This is a genomic window from Pseudomonas sp. DG56-2 (assembly GCF_004803755.1).
GTDB lineage: Bacteria > Pseudomonadota > Gammaproteobacteria > Pseudomonadales > Pseudomonadaceae > Aquipseudomonas > Aquipseudomonas auratipiscis.
In genome coordinates this window covers 3,841,857-3,858,688 of sequence record NZ_CP032311.1, presented here as the reverse complement: position 1 = coordinate 3,858,688, position 16,832 = coordinate 3,841,857, and the positions used below count along the sequence as shown (strand labels likewise).

At 59.3% G+C, this 16,832-nt stretch carries 18 protein-coding genes; 8 read left to right on the top strand and 10 right to left on the bottom strand.

Annotation, left to right across the window (positions count from 1 at the left end; translation table 11 throughout):
- Complete coding sequence (locus tag D3Z90_RS17510) at positions 1-891, bottom strand: LysR family transcriptional regulator (protein WP_136477217.1); 891 nt, start codon at positions 889-891, stop codon at positions 1-3.
- 100 nt (positions 892-991) lie between these two features.
- Between D3Z90_RS17510 and D3Z90_RS17505 the strand changes: the two genes are divergently transcribed.
- The 6 genes from D3Z90_RS17505 (at position 992) to D3Z90_RS17480 (ending at position 6,511) form a co-directional block, all read left to right on the top strand.
- Entirely contained in the window at positions 992-2,071 is a 1,080-nt protein-coding gene (locus tag D3Z90_RS17505; protein ID WP_136477216.1) for an extracellular solute-binding protein, read from the top strand.
- Between the two features lie 22 nt (positions 2,072-2,093).
- Positions 2,094-3,056, top strand: a complete 963-nt coding sequence (gene speB, locus D3Z90_RS17500; protein ID WP_136477215.1) for an agmatinase — start codon at positions 2,094-2,096, stop codon at positions 3,054-3,056.
- Between the two features lie 124 nt (positions 3,057-3,180).
- Positions 3,181-3,498: a hypothetical protein gene (locus tag D3Z90_RS17495; RefSeq protein ID WP_136478989.1), complete on the top strand. Its 318-nt coding sequence runs from the start codon at positions 3,181-3,183 to the stop codon at positions 3,496-3,498.
- Between the two features lie 30 nt (positions 3,499-3,528).
- Positions 3,529-4,677, top strand: a complete 1,149-nt coding sequence (locus D3Z90_RS17490) for a PQQ-dependent sugar dehydrogenase (RefSeq protein WP_136477214.1) — start codon at positions 3,529-3,531, stop codon at positions 4,675-4,677.
- 122 nt (positions 4,678-4,799) lie between these two features.
- Positions 4,800-5,918: a cell division protein ZapE gene (gene zapE, locus D3Z90_RS17485; protein ID WP_136477213.1), complete on the top strand. Its 1,119-nt coding sequence runs from the start codon at positions 4,800-4,802 to the stop codon at positions 5,916-5,918.
- A gap of 11 nt (positions 5,919-5,929) precedes the next feature.
- A complete protein-coding gene (locus tag D3Z90_RS17480; protein ID WP_136477212.1) occupies positions 5,930-6,511 on the top strand; it encodes a DinB family protein in 582 nt (193 codons plus the stop codon).
- Here D3Z90_RS17480 and D3Z90_RS17475 read toward each other — a convergent pair.
- The 4 genes from D3Z90_RS17475 to D3Z90_RS17460 are packed head-to-tail and all read right to left on the bottom strand — an operon-like array spanning position 6,508 to position 10,055.
- Complete coding sequence (locus D3Z90_RS17475; RefSeq protein ID WP_136477211.1) at positions 6,508-6,942, bottom strand: YqaA family protein; 435 nt, start codon at positions 6,940-6,942, stop codon at positions 6,508-6,510. The two genes, D3Z90_RS17480 and D3Z90_RS17475, sit on opposite strands and share 4 nt — an antisense overlap.
- A gap of 10 nt (positions 6,943-6,952) precedes the next feature.
- Entirely contained in the window at positions 6,953-7,381 is a 429-nt protein-coding gene (locus D3Z90_RS17470) for a DUF411 domain-containing protein (protein WP_136477210.1), read from the bottom strand.
- Positions 7,382-7,396: 15 nt separating this feature from the next.
- On the bottom strand, positions 7,397-8,353 hold the full coding sequence (locus D3Z90_RS17465) for a copper resistance protein B (RefSeq protein ID WP_136477209.1): 957 nt from the start codon (positions 8,351-8,353) through the stop codon (positions 7,397-7,399).
- Positions 8,346-10,055: a copper resistance system multicopper oxidase gene (locus D3Z90_RS17460; protein WP_136477208.1), complete on the bottom strand. Its 1,710-nt coding sequence runs from the start codon at positions 10,053-10,055 to the stop codon at positions 8,346-8,348. The genes D3Z90_RS17465 and D3Z90_RS17460 overlap by 8 nt, the downstream gene beginning before the upstream one ends.
- A gap of 192 nt (positions 10,056-10,247) precedes the next feature.
- Between D3Z90_RS17460 and D3Z90_RS17455 the strand changes: the two genes are divergently transcribed.
- Positions 10,248-10,994 carry an SDR family oxidoreductase gene (locus D3Z90_RS17455; RefSeq protein ID WP_136477207.1) on the top strand — a complete coding sequence of 249 codons (747 nt, stop codon included), beginning with the start codon at positions 10,248-10,250 and terminating at the stop codon, positions 10,992-10,994.
- A 9-nt stretch (positions 10,995-11,003) separates the two neighbouring features.
- Here D3Z90_RS17455 and mapR read toward each other — a convergent pair whose 3' ends face one another.
- The 3 genes from mapR to D3Z90_RS17440 form a co-directional block, all read right to left on the bottom strand.
- The gene (gene mapR, locus D3Z90_RS17450) at positions 11,004-12,413 is read right to left on the bottom strand and encodes a GntR family transcriptional regulator MpaR (RefSeq protein ID WP_136478988.1); all 1,410 of its coding nucleotides are present in this window, start codon (positions 12,411-12,413) and stop codon (positions 11,004-11,006) included.
- A 40-nt stretch (positions 12,414-12,453) separates the two neighbouring features.
- Positions 12,454-13,866 carry a cytochrome c oxidase accessory protein CcoG gene (gene ccoG / locus D3Z90_RS17445; protein ID WP_136477206.1) on the bottom strand — a complete coding sequence of 471 codons (1,413 nt, stop codon included), beginning with the start codon at positions 13,864-13,866 and terminating at the stop codon, positions 12,454-12,456.
- Positions 13,867-13,987: 121 nt separating this feature from the next.
- Complete coding sequence (locus tag D3Z90_RS17440; RefSeq protein WP_136477205.1) at positions 13,988-14,227, bottom strand: DUF3203 family protein; 240 nt, start codon at positions 14,225-14,227, stop codon at positions 13,988-13,990.
- 146 nt (positions 14,228-14,373) lie between these two features.
- Here D3Z90_RS17440 and D3Z90_RS17435 point away from each other — a divergent pair, with 146 nt between their 5' ends.
- Positions 14,374-14,910 carry an MgtC/SapB family protein gene (locus D3Z90_RS17435; RefSeq protein ID WP_136477204.1) on the top strand — a complete coding sequence of 179 codons (537 nt, stop codon included), beginning with the start codon at positions 14,374-14,376 and terminating at the stop codon, positions 14,908-14,910.
- Between the two features lie 523 nt (positions 14,911-15,433).
- Here D3Z90_RS17435 and D3Z90_RS17430 read toward each other — a convergent pair.
- Together D3Z90_RS17430 and D3Z90_RS17425 are read right to left on the bottom strand one after the other, a co-directional pair.
- The gene (locus D3Z90_RS17430) at positions 15,434-16,333 is read right to left on the bottom strand and encodes a hydroxymethylglutaryl-CoA lyase (RefSeq protein WP_136477203.1); all 900 of its coding nucleotides are present in this window, start codon (positions 16,331-16,333) and stop codon (positions 15,434-15,436) included.
- 19 nt (positions 16,334-16,352) lie between these two features.
- Positions 16,353-16,754: a MerR family DNA-binding transcriptional regulator gene (locus tag D3Z90_RS17425; RefSeq protein ID WP_136478987.1), complete on the bottom strand. Its 402-nt coding sequence runs from the start codon at positions 16,752-16,754 to the stop codon at positions 16,353-16,355.
- Positions 16,755-16,832 lie beyond the last annotated feature (78 nt).

Sequence of the window (16,832 nt, the reverse complement as noted above, 5' to 3'; positions counted from 1 at the left end):
TTATGTGAACGCTGCCAGTAGGTCCTCTTCGAAGGCCTGCTGTGCATCGCTGGGCACTTGGGCGCGATGGCGGGCCAGGGCAAATGGGACCTGAAAGTTCAGCGCCGGATCCAATGCGTGCAACAGCCCGCGTTCGACCCAGGTGGCGGCGAAGTGGCAGGGTAAATACCCGATATGACGCCCGGACAGAATGAATGTCAGTGCACCTTCCACCTGTTCCGACCTTGCCCAGGCGCGGCCGCCACTGAGCGGATCGGGGCTCTCTAGAAATCGGTAGGGATGCTCGACCTGATCGGCTTCCAGCAACATCTCCAGGTTCACCTGGGCCTGGCTCGCCAGAGGATGGTGGTTGGCGCAGTACAAGCGTTGGGTTTCTTCGAACAGCGCGGTGTAATCGAACGCCGCTTGCTTGCCGGAGAAGTAGCCGATAGCCAGGTCCAGGCGCTGCTGCAAAAGCAGGCGCTCAAGGTCGGCCGGCATGGCACTGACCAGTTCCAGGCGTACGGACTCATCGCGTTGGCGAAAGCGCTCGATGGCGTGCGCCAGGCGCAGCGTCACGCTGCTGTCCTGGGCTTCGGAAATACCTATCCTGACCTCGCCCAGCAAGCGTCCAGCCACACCATTGGCTTGATGGCGAAAGGTTTCAATCTGCACCAGCAACTCTCGCGTAGCCTTGAGCAACACCTCGCCTTTGGCGGTCAGGCGAAAGCCACCCTTGCCGCGGCTGCACAGGCGATAGCCAAGGCGGGTTTCCAGACGTGCCATCTGTTGGCTGATGCTGGGCTGGCTCAAGCCCAGCACGCCTTGGGCAGCACTGAAGCCGCCGGCCTCGACGACGGTTACGAACAACCGCAACAAGTGCAGGTCGAGGTCGTGCAGTTGTCCCAGCATTAAACATTGCTCCAGGTGCATGTCAGGTTAAGTAACTTGCCATTTTAGCAATGTAATGCGGCGGGCATGCTGTTGGCACCCCCTGAAAAAGGTGCCCGACATGCGTACATCCCTGTGGTTGTTTCCCCTGATCCTGGCCCTGCCGGTGCATGCCGAGGAAAAAGTGCTCAATCTTTACAGTTGGGCCGATTATGTGGCGCCGCAAACTTTGCAGCGCTTCGAAAAGGAAAGCGGTTACAAGGTGCGTTATGACACCTTTGACACCACTGAAGTCCTGGAAACCAAGTTGCTCACCGGTGGCAGTGGTTATGACGTCGTGGTGCCGTCTTCCAGCCTGCTGGCCAGGGCGCTGGTGGCAGGCGCACTGCAACCGCTGCAAGCGCAATCGATGCCTGGTTACGACAATCTGGATAAGGACCTACTGGCCAAGCTGGCTGAAGCCGATCCCGCCAACCAGTATGCGGTGCCCTACACCTGGGGCACCCTGGGCCTTGGGATGAACCTTGAAGCCGTTCGCCAGCGCATGGGCGATGTGCCGCTCGACAGCCTGGACCTGTTGTTCAAGCCCGAGTACGCCAGCAAGCTCAAGGACTGCGGCATAGCCATGTCCGACTCGCCTCAGGAGGTGATCGGCGTGGCGCTGCATTACCTGGGCAAGGACCCCTACAGTCGTGACAAAGATGACCTCGCTGCAGCTCAGGCCCTGCTGAAACAATTACAACCCTCCATCGCCTACGTGGCCAACGGCCGGCAGATCAATGACCTGGCCAATGGCAGTGTATGCCTGGCACTGACCTATAACGGTGATGCCGCTATGGCTGCCGAGCAAGCCAGGGCTGCCGCCAAGACGTACCAGGTTATCTATCGAATTCCCCGTGAGGGCACGCTGATCTGGCAGGACAACCTGGTGATTCCCAAGGACGCCCCACACCCAGAGGCGGCGCGCGCATTCATTGCGTTCATGTTGCGTCCCGAGTCGGTGGCGCCGTTGACCAACACACTGTTCTTTGCCAATGCCAACCAGGCCGCTACTGCATTGGTCGACGATAGCGTGCGCAATGACCCGGATATCTACCCTTCCAGCGAAGTGCGAGCCCGCCTGTTTGCCGATCGCAGCATGAGCCTGGCCGACATGCGCCAACGTACCCGTCTGTGGACCACGTTCCGCAGCCGCCAATAACCCGTAGCACAGGAACTCGATGATGGATCTCGCCCCCGACAACGACCAGGCTATAACCCGAGACAGTCTGTATGGCACTGTCGCCGAAAACACCTTTGCCGGTATCACCAGCTTTTCCCGCCGCCGTTACACACGTGACTTGCGCGGCGTGGACGTGGTGGTCAGCGGCGTGCCGTTCGATACCGCCACCAGCAACCGTCCGGGGGCACGCTTTGGCCCACGGGCCATCCGCAGTGCCTCGGTGCAGCAGGCCTGGGCGCGTCATTGGCCGTGGGAATTCGACCCCTTCGACCATTTGGCAGTGATTGATTATGGTGACTGCAACTTCGACTATGGCAGCCCGCAGACGATACCCGATAGCATCCAGGCGCATGCTGAACAGATTCTCGAGGCTGGCTGCGCCATGCTCACCCTGGGCGGCGATCACTTCATCAGCTACCCGCTGCTCAAGGCTCACGCGCGTAAGCATGGGGCGCTGTCATTGATCCACTTCGATGCTCACAGCGATACCTGGCCGTGCGAGGAAGGCGGCGGGCGCGTCGACCACGGCACCATGTTCTGGCACGCGGCTCGCGAGGGGGTGGTCGATCCATCACGCTCGGTGCAGATTGGTTTGCGGACCACCAACGATGATACCCAAGGCTTTGCCGTGCTGGATGCGCGCCAGGTACACCAGCGTGGCTGCCAGGCAATCATCGAATCGATCCGCCAGCGGGTGGGCGACAATCCTGTGTACCTGACCTTTGATATCGACTGTCTGGATCCAGCCTATGCGCCAGGCACTGGCACCCCGGTATGTGGTGGCCTCACCACCGTGCAGGCGCTGGAAATTCTTGGTGGGTTGCGCGGGATCAACCTGGTGGGCATGGATCTGGTGGAAGTTGCGCCCGCTTACGATCATGCCGATATAACCGCCCTGGCTGGATCGACGTTGGCCATGGAAATGCTCTGCCTGTATGCCGCTCGGCACAAGGTTGATAGTTGAAGCGGAAACAAAATGAATTACCTGTAGGGAAAATCGTTATTTCCTGACGAACCTGACGCGCCTTAGGCTATCCAAATGCTTGGGCGCGTCATTTCGCGCAGGAGGTATTACCGTGAACACATCAATGGTGGGCTGGCTTGGCCTGTCTTTGGCCGTGCTGTTCGGCACCCCGGTACAGGCTGCGCAAGCTGTAGCGCCGCTGCAGGTGGCTGGCTCGGCGAACAATCCCTACAACAGTCCAATCATGCGTGCCAATCCCAATAGCCGCCAAGGCAGCGTACCGGCCACACCGGCGGTGCGCGGTCCTTCGACCCAACCTGTGCTGCGTCCGCCAACCCTTGAAAATCGTGGCATCGGCAATGGTGAAAACATCCGCCGTGAGCAGACGCCACCGCGCCTGGAACCCACCCGACCGCCGCGCGAATCGCCTCGCATGCCTTGATCGGCAGACACTCCCTGGAAGGAAACGCTAATGCCCGTACGTACCTGGATCCCCACTTTGCTGGCCGCGACGCTGCTACCGCTGCTGGCCCATGCCGCCCCCGAGCGTACCTTTAAAAGCGAAGAGGGCACCGTCAAAGTCAGCACATTGGCTGAGGGCCTGAGTAACCCGTGGGCGCTGGCATTTTTGCCCGATAACAAGGGCATGTTGGTAACCGAGCGTGTGGGCAACCTGCGCATCGTCAGTGTCGAGGGCAAGGTGGGCGCACCATTGGCTGGCGTCCCGCACGTGTGGGCTGAAGGGCAAGGCGGGTTGCTGGATGTGGTCTTGTCGCCGACCTTCAAGCAGGATCGCATGGTTTATCTCAGTTATGCCGAAGGGGGAGGTGAGGACGGTAAAGCAGGTACCGCTGTGGGGCGTGGGCGTTTGTCTGCCGACATGGCCAAGCTTGAAGATTTCAACGTCATTTTCCGCCAGCTACCGAAGCTTTCCAGTGGCATCCATTTTGGTTCGCGGTTGGTGTTCGACCGTGATGGCTACCTGTTCATCGCCCTGGGAGAAAACAATCAACGTCCGACCGCCCAGGACCTCGACAAACTGCAAGGCAAGGTCGTGCGTATCCTCCCGGATGGCACTGTGCCCAAGGACAACCCTTTTATTGGCCAGGACAACGTGCGTCCGCAGATTTGGTCATTCGGTCATCGCAATCAGCAGGGCGCCGCGCTCAATCCGTGGACAGGCGAGTTGTGGACCAACGAGCACGGCCCACGTGGTGGCGATGAGATCAACCTGCCCAAGGCGGGTAAAAACTACGGCTGGCCTGTCGCAACCCACGGCATCAATTACACCTTGCTGCCAATCCCTGAAGCCAAGGGCGAACATGTAGACGGCATGATCGACCCTCATCATGTCTGGGAAAAGTCGCCCGCTATCAGCGGTATGGCGTTCTATGACCATCCACGTTTCAAGGCCTGGGATCACAACCTGTTCATCGGCGCCCTGGCAAGCCAGGCGTTGATCCGCCTGGAGTTGGATGGTGACAAGATCGTGCACGAAGAACGCCTTTTGGGTGAACTCGAAGCGCGAATCCGCGATGTCCGCGTGGGACCGGATGGCTATCTATACGTCCTGACCGATGACAGTGATGGTGCGTTATTGAAAGTCGGGCTAGAGCTATAGCCCGACGGCGCCAGGGTGGTTAGCGCGCTTTGGTAAAAATGAGAGGGCTCGGCGCAATTGGAATCTCACAAGGTTTCAGGGGTTTTTAGGTAGAATGGGCGCTTTTGCGACGGACGCTGCGCATGACCTGCTTCACCGAGCAGTCCCCCCTCCAGCTCTATCAACAGTCCATTGATCACGATGGCTTTGTCTGCGACCCGGCCCAGTTGCAGGCTGCCCGAGCCCTGCAAAGCTGCTTCGAAGCCCTGCAACGCAGCGAAATACCTCAGGGTGTCTACCTCTGGGGCCCGGTTGGGCGCGGCAAGACCTGGTTGATGGACCTGTTCTATCAGTGTTTGCAGGTGCCGGCCCGACGTCAGCATTTTCACCATTTCATGCGCTGGGTACATCAGCGCCTGTTCCAGCTCAATGGCACCGCAGACCCCCTGCAAGCCCTGGCGCTTTCGTTGGCCGATGAGATCCGCGTGCTGTGTTTCGATGAGCTGTTCGTCAATGATATTGGTGATGCAATCATTCTCGGCCGGCTTTTCCAGGTGCTGTTCGAGGCAGGCGTGGTGGTGGTCGCTACTTCCAACCAACCACCCGATCAGTTGTATCTCGACGGCTTCAACCGAGAGCGTTTTGTCCCAGCAATCGCCGCCATCGAGCAGCACATGCGAGTGCTGGCCGTTGCCGGCGAGCAGGACCATCGTTTGCACCCAGGTATCGCCCAGCAACGGTACTGGGTGCGTGAAGCGGGACAGTCGCCAGCATTGAACGAGGTGTTCAAGCAACTGAGCGGCGCCGAAGCCGATTGCGATCAGCCTTTGGCCATCGGCTCACGGCTGCTGCCAGTAGTGCGTCGTAGCGAATCGGTGATCTGGTGCCGCTATGCGGATCTGTGTGAACAACCCTTCGCGGCCATGGACTTCATGGCCTTGTGTGACCATTACAAGGCTATCCTGCTTGGCGATGTTCCAGCCCTTGGCGCTCGCCAGCGACCGGCGAAGATTGCCCGTGGCACAGAGGACGGTGCCGAGCGGGTACCGGCGGGGGATCGGGAACTGCCGCAACTGTCAGTGCATGATGATGGCGTGCGGCGCTTCATTGCATTGGTCGATGAGTGCTACGACCGTCGGATCGCCCTGTACATCGAGGCTGAAGTAGCACTGGATGCCCTCTACACTCAAGGGTATCTGGAGTTCCCGTTCCGGCGCACCTTGAGCCGCCTGCGGGAGATGCAACTGCAACGCTTCTGTTGAAGGAGTCGATCATGCAGTCACTTTCGCATTATTTGCTGACCATGGCCTACCAGAACGGCTGGGCCAACCACCGGTTGTACAAAGCCTGTCTGCAATTGAGTCAGGACGAGTTCGTAGCCCCACGTTGCAGCTTTTTTGGCTCGATCAAAGCCACGCTCAACCACATTCTTACCGTTGACTGGTTTTACTTGAATGCTCTGGAGTCCGAGCAGCGCGGTGAGGCGCAAGAGGCCGATAGTGAGCGCTTCTTCGAACCCCAGGAACCGTTCGCCAGTTGCGATGTGCTCAGTGCCGAACAGGCCCAGGCTGATCACCGGCTGATCGCCTACTGCAGCCTGCTACACGACGATCAACTGCAACGTTACGTGAGCATCGTGCGCCCCGACTGGGTTCAGCGCGAACAACGCCTGCGGCTGCTGTCCCATTTGTTCGAGCATCAGATTCATCACCGCGGTCAAGTGCACGCCATGCTCAGTGACACATTAGTGCGACCGCCACAGTTGGATGAGTTTTTCTGCGAAGAGGAAGCTCATTTGCGAGCACAGGACTTTGCCGAACTGGGGTGGACCGAAGCTATGATCTGGGGGCGCTAGGGGCCCAGCCAGCCCAGTGTTATCAGGGCCAACACCGTATAGCGCCCGGCCTTGGCAATGGTAACCAAGGCCAGGAAGCGCCAGAAGGGTTCGCGCATGATGCCGGCAATCAAGGTCAGCGGGTCACCAATCACCGGCATCCAACTGAGCAGCAATGACCATTGGCCATAGCGTTGATAACGCTGTCGGGCTTTGTCCAGCTGGGCTTGCTTGAAGGGAAACCAACGGCGTTCGCGCAGGTGTTCGATGCCACGGCCAAGCAGCCAGTTGACGATCGAGCCCAGCACATTGCCCAGGGTGGCAATCAGCAGCAGGCTGAACACCGCTTGTGGCTCGCGCACCAGCAAGCCCACCAGCACCGCTTCCGATTGCAGCGGCAGCAACGTGGCCGCACCAAAGGCGCTGAAGAACAGCGCCCATTCACTTAACATCCAGGGCAGCTCAGTAGTTGGCGACCACTTCGTCGCGGCCATCCTGGGTCAAGCCGATGACCTGGTAAGCGTCTTTATGGTCGCCCATTTCCATGCCAGGTGAACCCATCGGCATACCGGGTACTGCCAGACCGCGCAAATCCGAGCGCTTGGCCAACAGTTTGATCTGCTCGGCGGGAACATGACCTTCGACGAACTTGCCGTCGATCACACCGGTGTGGCAGGAGGCAAGGCGTGGAGCCACACCCAGGCGTTGTTTGACCGCGCTCATGTTTGGCTCGACATGGTCGTTGACGGTAAAACCGTTGTCGCGCAGGTGGCTGATCCACTCTTTACAGCAGCCGCAATTAGGATCGCGGTATACATCGATGGTCTGCCCGGCTTGTGCCAGGGTGCTCAGGGCCAACAGGCCGAAAGCGACAATTTTCTTGCTCAACATACTGACTCTCCAAGGCTAGAAACGTAGGCGCACACCAGCGACCAGGCGGGTCTGGCCGATATCGCCATCGTCATCACGGATCTGTTCGGCAGCATTGCCATAACTGCGATTGAAACTGACGCCCAGGTACGGGGCGAAACCGCGGGTAATTTCATAACGCAGGCGCAGGCCGATCTCGCTGTCGGCCAGGCCACTGCCCTGATCGCGACTGGCATCGTTACGGCCGAAGAAGTTGGCCTCAAGCGACGGCTCGAGAATCCACCGGTTAGTCAGCAGGATAGCGTAACTGCTCTCCAGGCGCAGCGCGGTCTGTTGCCGCTCACCCACATACGCCGTGGCTTCCAGTTCCAGGCCATACAGCGGCATGCCCTGAATACCAAAAGCAACCCAGGTCTGGCCACTGGCCGGCTTGAAGTCCTGGCGCACACCGCCCATCAATTCCCACCAAGGACTGATGGCATGGCCCCAGAGTGCCTGCAACTCGGCCTTGTGGGTGACACCTTGCTCACGTTCGCCTTCGGTACGCAGCCAGAGCCGGTCGATGTCGCCGCCGATCCAGGCATTGGCATTCCAGTTCAGCGCACTGCTGCTTTCGAAGTTCTGATACTCCAACTGCTCGACAATCACTGCCCAATTGGTCTTCTGATCATGCACTTGATGGCCGGGCAAAGGCGGGAACGCCGCACGCCGATCGGCATCGGTGATGGGGCGCAACGGTGTACGCGGTGAAACTGGCGCCTGGGTCTGGCCCATGGCGCCATGATCCATGCCGCTATGGTTCATACCGCTATGGTCAATGCTGGCGCCGGCCATATCGGCGTGATTCATGGGGGCCTTGGCCGGTGCGGCGTGATTCATGCTGCCATGATTCATCGTGCTGTGGTCCATGGCCTGGGCCGTGACTTCTTCACTGGCAAGCAAGGCGAGCAGGGCCAGGCTGCCCAGCAGGGGGCGGTTGAATACTTCATTCATCGACGCGTACCTCGCGGAACATACCCATTTCCATGTGGTAAAGCAGGTGGCAGTGGTAAGCCCAACGCCCCAGGGCGTCGGCGCTGACGCGATAGCTGCGGCGACTGCCGGGGGGAATATCGAGGGTGTGCTTGCGCACCTGGAAGCGCCCGTGTTCGTCTTCCAGGTCGCTCCACAAACCATGCAGGTGAATCGGATGGGCCATCATCGTGTCGTTGACCAGAATGATGCGCAGGCGCTCGCCGTAGCGCAGCCGTAACGGTTCGGCATCGGAGAATTTGATGCCGTTGAACGACCAGGCAAAGCGTTCCATGTGTCCGGTCAAATGCAACTCGATCTCCCGTGACGGTTCGCGCCCGTCAGGATCGGCAAAGGTGCTTTTCAAGTCGGCATAGGTCAGCACCCGACGGCCGTTGTTACGCAAGCCGATACCTGGGTCGGCGAGGTTGGGTTTGGGGCTCATGGTCTGCATGTCGACCAGCGGGTTATCCGTTTCACTGGCCGGGTGAGTCTGCATGCCACCCATGGCGGCGTGGTCCATCGCCCCCATCTGGCTGTGGTCCATGCCAGCCATCGCGTCCATACCATCGTGGCCCATGTCGGCCATGGTCAGGATGGGTCGCGGATCAGTCGCTGGCACCGGCGCGCTGAGCCCGGCACTGCGCGCCAGGGTGCCACGGGCATAGCCGGTACGGTCCATGCTCTGGGCATAGAGGGTGTAGGCAGGCAGGTCGCCGACCTCCACCAGCACATCGTAGGTTTCGGCCACGGCGATGCGCAGTTCATCGATGCTGACGGGCTGTACCGGCATGCCATCAGCAGCGATTACCGTCATCTTCAAACCAGGGACGCGGAAGTCGAAGTAACTCATGGCCGAACCGTTGATCAGGCGCAGGCGCACGGTTTCGCCGGGTTGGAACAGGCAGGTGAAGTTGCCATCCGGTGGCTGTCCGTTGAGCAGGTAGGTGTAGGTTGCTGCGCTGATGTCGGCCAGGTCAGTGGGGCTCATGCGCATCAGCGCCCAGCTCTTGCGCTCTGCGACCGTCTTTGACCAACCCTGTGCGGCCACATCGTCGATAAAATCACCAACGGTGCGCTTGTTGTAGTTGAAGGCGTCGGACTGCTTTTTCAGCGTTGCCATCAAGGCTTCGGGCGCCTGGTCGCTCCAGTCACTGAGCAGCAGTACGTAATCGCGCTGATAGCGATGAGGCTCGGGCTCTTTCGGCTCAATAACAATGGCCCCGTACACACCGGCTTGTTCCTGCAGCCCAGAATGGCTGTGGTACCAATAGGTGCCACTCTGTTGCAGGGTGAATTGATAGAGGTAATCACCGCCCGGTTCGATGCCGGCAAAACTCAGCCCCGGAACACCGTCCATGTTGGCTGGCAGGATAATTCCATGCCAATGCAGTGACGTGGGCTCGTCGAGACGATTACGCACCCGCAGGGTTACAGTGTCGCCTTCGCGCCAGCGCAGCACCGGGCCGGGCAAGCTGTTGTTGATGGTCAGCGCAGTACGTGGGCGGCCGGTGATATTGACCGGCGTCTGGCCGATGAACAGGTCGAAATCGCGGCCGCTGAGCTCATTGCCCAGGGGCGCACTGGCGGCGAAGGCGGGCAGGCGCCAAAGGCCGAGGCCAGCCAGGACGCTGCCGGCGGCGAAGCCTTTGACGAAGGTACGGCGGGTAGGTTGTCGGAGCATAGCGCGGCCATCTCAAGGGCGGGGATGGCACGACGTTAGCCAGCGGCGACTGTCAGTGAGCTGAGCATCACATTACAGTTTTGTCAGCCAGCGAAAGGTGCCGACACCAACGCCGGCCACCTGAAGTGACTTTCCGTCTGGCCCTGCAGTGCGTTAGCCTTGAGGGTCCGGCCATTGGGGGAATGAGTATCGATGGACAACGTCATAGTGATTACCGGCGCCAGCCGGGGTATAGGCGCGGCAACCGCGCGGTTGGCTGCCCGTGCAGGCTACCGCATTTGCATCAACTACCTGTCCGACGACGAGGCTGCGCAGAAGGTGCTGGCCGAGGTTCGCGAGTTGGGTGCCGAAGCGATAACGGTCAAGGCCGACGTGAGTGTCGAGGACGAGATCATCCAACTTTTCCAACGCGTCGATGCCGAGCTCGGGCCGGTTACTGCACTGGTGAACAACGCCGGCACCATCGGCCATAAAAGCCAGCTTGAGCATATGTCCGAATTTCGCCTGCTCAAATTGATGAAGACCAATGTGGTCGGGCCGATGCTCTGCGCCAAGCATGCCTTGCAGCGCATGTCCAGGCGCCACGGTGGCAAGGGTGGCAGTATCGTCAATGTCTCATCGGTGGCAGCCCGACTCGGCTCGCCGAACGAGTATGTCGACTACGCGGCGTCCAAGGGAGCGCTGGACACCTTCACCCTGGGACTGGCCAAAGAAGTTGCCGCTGACGGTGTACGGGTCAATGCGGTGCGTCCTGGGTACATCTTTACCGACTTTCATGCCCTCAGTGGCGATGCCGAACGTGTCAGCAAGCTTGAACCAAGCATACCCATGGGGCGAGGCGGTCAAGCCGAAGAAGTGGCCGAGGCGATCATGTGGCTGCTCTCGGACAAAGCCTCGTACTCGACCGGCAGCTTTATCGATCTGGGCGGTGGGCGCTGAGCCTGCTGGCTAGAACGAGCGCACGATCCGGCCTAGGGTTTCCATGGCCTTCTCCGATTGTTCGGTCCAGGGGCTGCCGTAGTTCAGGCGGATGCAGTTGCGAAAGCGCTGGGTTGGCGAAAAAATCGGTCCGGGGGCAATGCTGATGCCCTGGGCCAGGGCCATTTGGAACAGCTTGAGCGAATCCATCTGCTCGGGAAGTTCCAGCCACAGAAAGTAGCCACCAGAAGGATGGCTGACCCGTGTCTGCGCCGGGAAGTGCCTGGCGATCGCCGCAAGCATGGCGCTCTGCTGTTCTTCCAGGGCATAGCGCAGCCTGCGCAGATGCCTGTCGTAACCGCCATGTTGCAGGTAGTCGGCGATAGCTGCCTGGGCCGGCATCGAGGCACACAGCGACGTCATCAGCTTGAGCCGTTCGATCTTCTGCGCATAGCGCCCGGCAGCCACCCAGCCAATCCTGTAGCCAGGGGCCAGGCTTTTGGAAAAGGAGCCGCAGTGCATCACCAGTCCGTCAGTATCGAAGGCCTTGGCGGGCTTCGGGGCTTGCTGGGCGTAATACAACTCGGCATAGACATCGTCTTCGATCATCGGCACCTGGTGCTGGCGCAGCAGCTCGACCAATTGCTGCTTTTTCTCCTCTGGCATGCTCGCGCCAACCGGGTTCTGGAAATTGGTCATGCACCAGACAGCTTTGACCGGATGCTTGTCCAGGGTTTGCGCCAGCACCCCGAGGTCGATGCCCTCACGAGGGTGTACCGGGATTTCCACGGCCTTGAGCTTGAGGCGTTCAAGCACTTGCAGGCAGGCGTAGAAGGCCGGAGCCTCGATTGCTACGAGGTCGCCGGGCTCGGTAACCGCTTGCAGGCACAGGTTGAGTGCTTCCAGGGCACCGTTGGTAATCAGCAATTCTTCCATGGGCAGCATCAAGCCGCCGACCATGTAGCGCAGGGCAATCTGGCGGCGCAATTGCGGGTTGCCCGGCGACAGGTCGGTAACCACCATGCGCGGGTCCATCTCGCGGCTGGCGCTGGCCATGGAACGGGCCAGGCGGGGCAGCGGGAATAGATTCGGGCTGGGGAAGGCCGAACCGAACGCGACCGTTTCGGGGTCCTTGATCGAATCCAGAATCGAGAACACCAGCGCGCTGACATCCACCTCGGTGGACTCACTCGCTTGTTCGATGATTTGTGGCTCGTTGAATTGCCGCGGCGCATGGGCGTTGACGAAGTAGCCCGAACGCGGCCGAGCACGGATCAGGCCGCGGCGCTCCAGCAGATAATAAGCCTGGAACACCGTGGAAGGGCTGACCCCGTGGGTCTGACTGGCGTAACGCACCGACGGCACGCGCTGGCCGGGGCCCAGGACCCCGGAGCGAATCAGTTCGGCAATGTCGTCGGCGAATTTTTCGTAGCGTTTCATCATGGCTCAGGACGTTTCGATTGCTTCGAAGTGTATGTGATCAGCGGTTCAAAGGCGCGACAAAACGGCTGTGGGCAACAGTGGAAATTCCCGGCTCGTCGGTATCACTGAGTTCAAAGCTGAGTTCCTGCGAGCTGCTCTGGGCCCGTTCGCCAAGCATGGCCACCGATACCGGCATTTCACTCATTTCTCCGGCCGCGAGGGTAAATTCGGTCTTGCCGTGCAACTCGAAGCCGTTGGCGTCCACCAGGCGCAGGCGGTAGTGCTGCGATTCCTGGGTTTTGTTGATGACCTTGAGGGTGTAGATGTTTTCGATCTGGCCCAGGTTGTTCTCACGGAACAGGCCACGGTCCTTGATCACGTCCATCGATACCATCGGCCGTTGTTGCAGGGCGATGACCAAGGCGCCAATCATCACCACCAGTGCCGTGACGTAACCGAGCAGGCGAGGGCGCAACCAGTTTGTCGTGCCACCCTGCAGATTGTGTTCGGACTTGTAGCCCACCAGGCCACGGGCGTAACCCATCTTGTCCATGATCGAGTCGCAGGCGTCGATACAGGCGGCGCAGCCAATGCATTCCATCTGCAGGCCGTCGCGAATGTCGATACCGGTCGGGCAGACCTGCACGCACATCTGGCAGTCAATGCAATCGCCAAGGCCTTTGGCCTTGTAGTCGCTGTCCTTCTTGCGCGGGCCCCGGGACTCGCCGCGGGTCGGGTCATAGGCAATGGCCAGGGTGTCCTTGTCGAACATCACGCTTTGGAATCGCGCATAGGGGCACATGTGCATACATACCGCTTCACGCAGCCAGCCGGCATTGATGTAGGTGGCCCCGGTAAAGAACAGAATCCAGAACAGGCTGATACCGCCCAGTTGCAGGGTGAACAACTCCTCGGCCAATGGCCGGATCGGGGTGAAGTAACCGACGAAGGTCAAACCGGTGAGCAGGCTGATAGCCAGCCACAGGGTGTGTTTGGCTGAACGCCGAATCATCTTGTTCAGGCCCCAGGGTGCTGCATCGAGTTTGATCCGCTGGTTGCGGTCACCCTCGGTAACCTTCTCGCACCACATGAATACCCAGGTCCAGGAACTCTGCGGACAGGTGTAACCGCACCACACGCGTCCGGCAAACACGGTGATGGCAAACAGGCCGAAGGCGCAGATGATCAACAGCGCGGACAATAGAATGAAGTCCTGTGGCCAAAAGGTCGCGCCGAAAATATGGAATTTGCTGTCGGCCAGGTCCCACAGCACTGCCTGGCGTCCTTCCCAATTCAACCAGACGGTGCCGAAAAACAGCAGAAACAGAAATCCTGCGCCACCCAGGCGCAGGTTTCGAAAAAAGCCGGTAAAGCTGCGGGTATGGATTTGTCTGTCGCTGCTGGCGGCCTTCTTCTTGAAGGTGGAAGGCTCGGCAATTTCAACGATCTGGACGGGGATTCTATCGCTCATGGTTCGTCGCTCATCAGGCCTCGATCAGGCCAGAGCACTATGGCGCCCCATCTGTTTGCATAACAGACTCAGATATTTCGATAAAAACCGTATCAGATTTTTCGGTAGATCCGTGCAGGCCTCAGATTATCGAGCCTTCCTCGCTTACCTTGAGATGCCTGCGACCATCCACCGCACCCGCTACAGTCAGCGCATCGGCTTCTGCTTCAGTGATCGGTACGCGCTGGCCGGCAAGTTCGGCCACCGACATGCGCAGGTGTTCATCGGTCACCACCGTTACGTCCGTAGCGGCACCTTCGATGCGCAGGTCGTCGGCAATCAGCGTGCAGCGCTGATTATTTTGATCAATTTCAATAGTCATGTCAGCGTCCTCAGATCGTCGGAGTTACGGATTTGGACTCCCGCGTGCGCGCGGTTACTGGGATAAACCGATCAGCGGTATGCACTGCACTTTTAGCCGTAGGCTGTGGTCCATGCATTAACCCTCGTTGAATGCGGACTACGCCGATGGACACCTGGTGGCAGCAAGTCTGGTTGACCCTGGTCGCTGAGTTCGCCGACATCAATGATGCCAAGCAACTGACTCAGGTAACGATACGCATGCTCATGGCAGCCCTGCTCGGGGCTGTACTGGGCTTTGAGCGTGAACTAAAGGGTAAGGCGGCCGGGGTGCGCACGCACATGCTGGTGGCTATGGGCGCGGCGCTGTTCATCCTGGTGCCACGCATGGCCGGTATCGATGATGCGGGTTTGAGCCGGGTGGTGCAGGGCATTGTTGCCGGTATCGGCTTTCTTGGTGCAGGCACCATACTCAAAGGGCGAGATCAAGAAGATTCCAGTCATGTCAAAGGGCTGACCACCGCTGCCGGGTTATGGATGACCGCTGCCATCGGTGTCGCCGCCGGTATGGGGCGTGAAGCTACCGCAGTCATCAGTACACTGCTGGCGCTGCTGGTGCTGGGCGTCATGCCTTGGGTGGTGGACAAGCTGGAAACTGACAAGAATGAAAACGAGGACGAAAACAAGGAAGGCAGGAAGCACTGAGGGGAGCCTAAGCTCCCCTCAAAGATTGTTGCGTGCTCTTTTTTTGTTATTGGAGGGCGGCCTATTATTGTTTTTGGCGACCGTTGCCTCTTGTCACTGGCGATCCCCATCCGGGATCAAGAGCAAACGTATTTTTTTGAGCGCTGATCTACTCTCATCATTACTGATCCAACCGTGACCTTCGCTACCTCAGGGTAGTTTTATTGTTTTCTGTCAGGTTGCGGGGCGAGCCCCAGAAAAGCACATCCTCTCCAAAAAAATCTGTTAGCTGCGTCTCTGTCGTGTTGTTCTTGTTATGTCAGAGTCGTTACGTCTTATTTTTATTAGGTGTTTCGTATTTTTGTTGTTCTTGTACCAAAGATATAGCAGATGCCGTGCCAACTTTTTAAAGTCTAGCAAAATCAATGACTTAAGAATTATGGCGGGAAATTGGTGCGAGAGGATTTGTCGATTTGTTTCCGTGTTACCCGGTTTTTCTCTGGAAAGTGCGGGGGCGGTAACACCCCCGGCTGGCTGTGGAGGGTTATTGCGCGAGACGGGCGCGTGCTACCCGGGAGCCGCTGGTACGACCCAGAACAGTGCTGATCCGCGAGCCCGCGTCGATCAACTGCTCCAGGTTGATACCGGTTTCGATACCCAGGCCCTGGAGCATGTACAACACATCCTCACTGGCGACGTTACCGCTGGCGCCTTTGGCGTAGGGACAGCCACCCAACCCAGCGACGGAGCTGTCGAATACCGTGATGTCTTCAAGCAGGCTGGCATAAATGTTTGCCAGTGCTTGGCCGTAGGTGTCGTGGAAGTGCCCGGCCAACTGCGCGCGGGGCACATGGGCGGCGACCACCTCAAACAGGCGGCGGGTGGAGCCTGGGGTGCCGGTGCCGATAGTGTCGCCCAACGACACTTCGTAGCAGCCCATCTCGAACAGCTCCCGAGCCACAGGTGCTACCTGCTCGGCGCTGACTGCACCTTCATAGGGACAGCCCAGTACGCAGGACACATAGCCGCGCACACGCACGCCGTGCTGGCGGGCCGCGTCCATGATCGGCGCGAAGCGCGCCAGGCTCTCGCTGATGGAGCAGTTGATGTTGCGCTGGGAAAACGCTTCGGATGCCGCAGCGAACACCGCTACTTCCTTCACACCAGCGGTAAGGGCATCCTCGAATCCACGCAGGTTCGGCGCCAATGCTGCGTAGGTAACACCTGGTTGCTGGCGAATGTTGGCAAACACCTCGGCAGAACCTGCCATTTGCGGCACCCACTTCGGTGAGACGAAACTGCCCACTTCAATATAGGAGAGGCCCGCAGCGGTTAAGTCATCCACCAGACGGACCTTGTCGGCCACGTTGATCGGCTGTGCTTCGTTCTGCAGACCGTCGCGAGGGCCGACTTCGACCAGGCGAACTTTTTCAGGCAATGACATGGCGCAAATTCCTCGGGGCTCAGTGGCTGTTCTTCTGGTTCTTCAAGGTGACGGCCAGCGCTTGTTCGCAGCGCTCTTCAGCGGTGTCCAGCTCCAGTTGCATCTGCTGGATATCGAGCAGTTGCTGTTCGAGCTGGGCACGACGTTCAGAAATTTTGGCCAGCATGCTGTGTAATTGTTTGAGGTTGCCGCTGGTCGGGTCATAGAGTTCGATCAGCTCGCGGCACTCGGCCAAGGAAAAGCCGATACGCTTGCCGCGCAGTATCAGCTTCAGGCTAACCTTGTCACGGGCTGAATAAACCCGTTCCAGGCCCCGACGTTCGGGGCTGAGCAAGCCTTGCTCTTCATAGAAGCGAATGGCACGGGTGGTGATATCCAGTTCTCGGGACAGGTCGGAGATGCTGTAGGTCTGGCTGCTCATGGTCAGGCTCGGGGAAAGGGGCATGAGCTAACCTAATTGCAGGTTTACGTATACGTCAAGCACGTCTTGCGACGATGC

Bases quoted from the DNA above. Each gene is read 5' to 3' on its own strand.
- D3Z90_RS17425 (WP_136478987.1), bottom strand. From the start codon at position 16,754: ATGAGCAGCCAGACCTACAGCATCTCCGACCTGTCCCGAGAACTGGAT.
- D3Z90_RS17505 (WP_136477216.1), top strand. From the start codon at position 992: ATGCGTACATCCCTGTGGTTGTTTCCCCTGATCCTGGCCCTGCCGGTG.
- D3Z90_RS17490 (WP_136477214.1), top strand. From the start codon at position 3,529: ATGCCCGTACGTACCTGGATCCCCACTTTGCTGGCCGCGACGCTGCTA.
- mapR (WP_136478988.1), bottom strand. From the start codon at position 12,413: ATGAAACGCTACGAAAAATTCGCCGACGACATTGCCGAACTGATTCGC.
- D3Z90_RS17430 (WP_136477203.1), bottom strand. From the start codon at position 16,333: ATGTCATTGCCTGAAAAAGTTCGCCTGGTCGAAGTCGGCCCTCGCGAC.
- D3Z90_RS17495 (WP_136478989.1), top strand. From the start codon at position 3,181: ATGGTGGGCTGGCTTGGCCTGTCTTTGGCCGTGCTGTTCGGCACCCCG.
- ccoG (WP_136477206.1), bottom strand. From the start codon at position 13,866: ATGAGCGATAGAATCCCCGTCCAGATCGTTGAAATTGCCGAGCCTTCC.
- D3Z90_RS17475 (WP_136477211.1), bottom strand. From the start codon at position 6,942: ATGTTAAGTGAATGGGCGCTGTTCTTCAGCGCCTTTGGTGCGGCCACG.
- D3Z90_RS17480 (WP_136477212.1), top strand. From the start codon at position 5,930: ATGCAGTCACTTTCGCATTATTTGCTGACCATGGCCTACCAGAACGGC.
- speB (WP_136477215.1), top strand. From the start codon at position 2,094: ATGGATCTCGCCCCCGACAACGACCAGGCTATAACCCGAGACAGTCTG.
- D3Z90_RS17460 (WP_136477208.1), bottom strand. From the start codon at position 10,055: ATGCTCCGACAACCTACCCGCCGTACCTTCGTCAAAGGCTTCGCCGCC.
- D3Z90_RS17435 (WP_136477204.1), top strand. From the start codon at position 14,374: ATGGACACCTGGTGGCAGCAAGTCTGGTTGACCCTGGTCGCTGAGTTC.
- D3Z90_RS17465 (WP_136477209.1), bottom strand. From the start codon at position 8,353: ATGAATGAAGTATTCAACCGCCCCCTGCTGGGCAGCCTGGCCCTGCTC.
- zapE (WP_136477213.1), top strand. From the start codon at position 4,800: ATGACCTGCTTCACCGAGCAGTCCCCCCTCCAGCTCTATCAACAGTCC.
- D3Z90_RS17455 (WP_136477207.1), top strand. From the start codon at position 10,248: ATGGACAACGTCATAGTGATTACCGGCGCCAGCCGGGGTATAGGCGCG.
- D3Z90_RS17470 (WP_136477210.1), bottom strand. From the start codon at position 7,381: ATGTTGAGCAAGAAAATTGTCGCTTTCGGCCTGTTGGCCCTGAGCACC.
- D3Z90_RS17510 (WP_136477217.1), bottom strand. From the start codon at position 891: ATGCTGGGACAACTGCACGACCTCGACCTGCACTTGTTGCGGTTGTTC.
- D3Z90_RS17440 (WP_136477205.1), bottom strand. From the start codon at position 14,227: ATGACTATTGAAATTGATCAAAATAATCAGCGCTGCACGCTGATTGCC.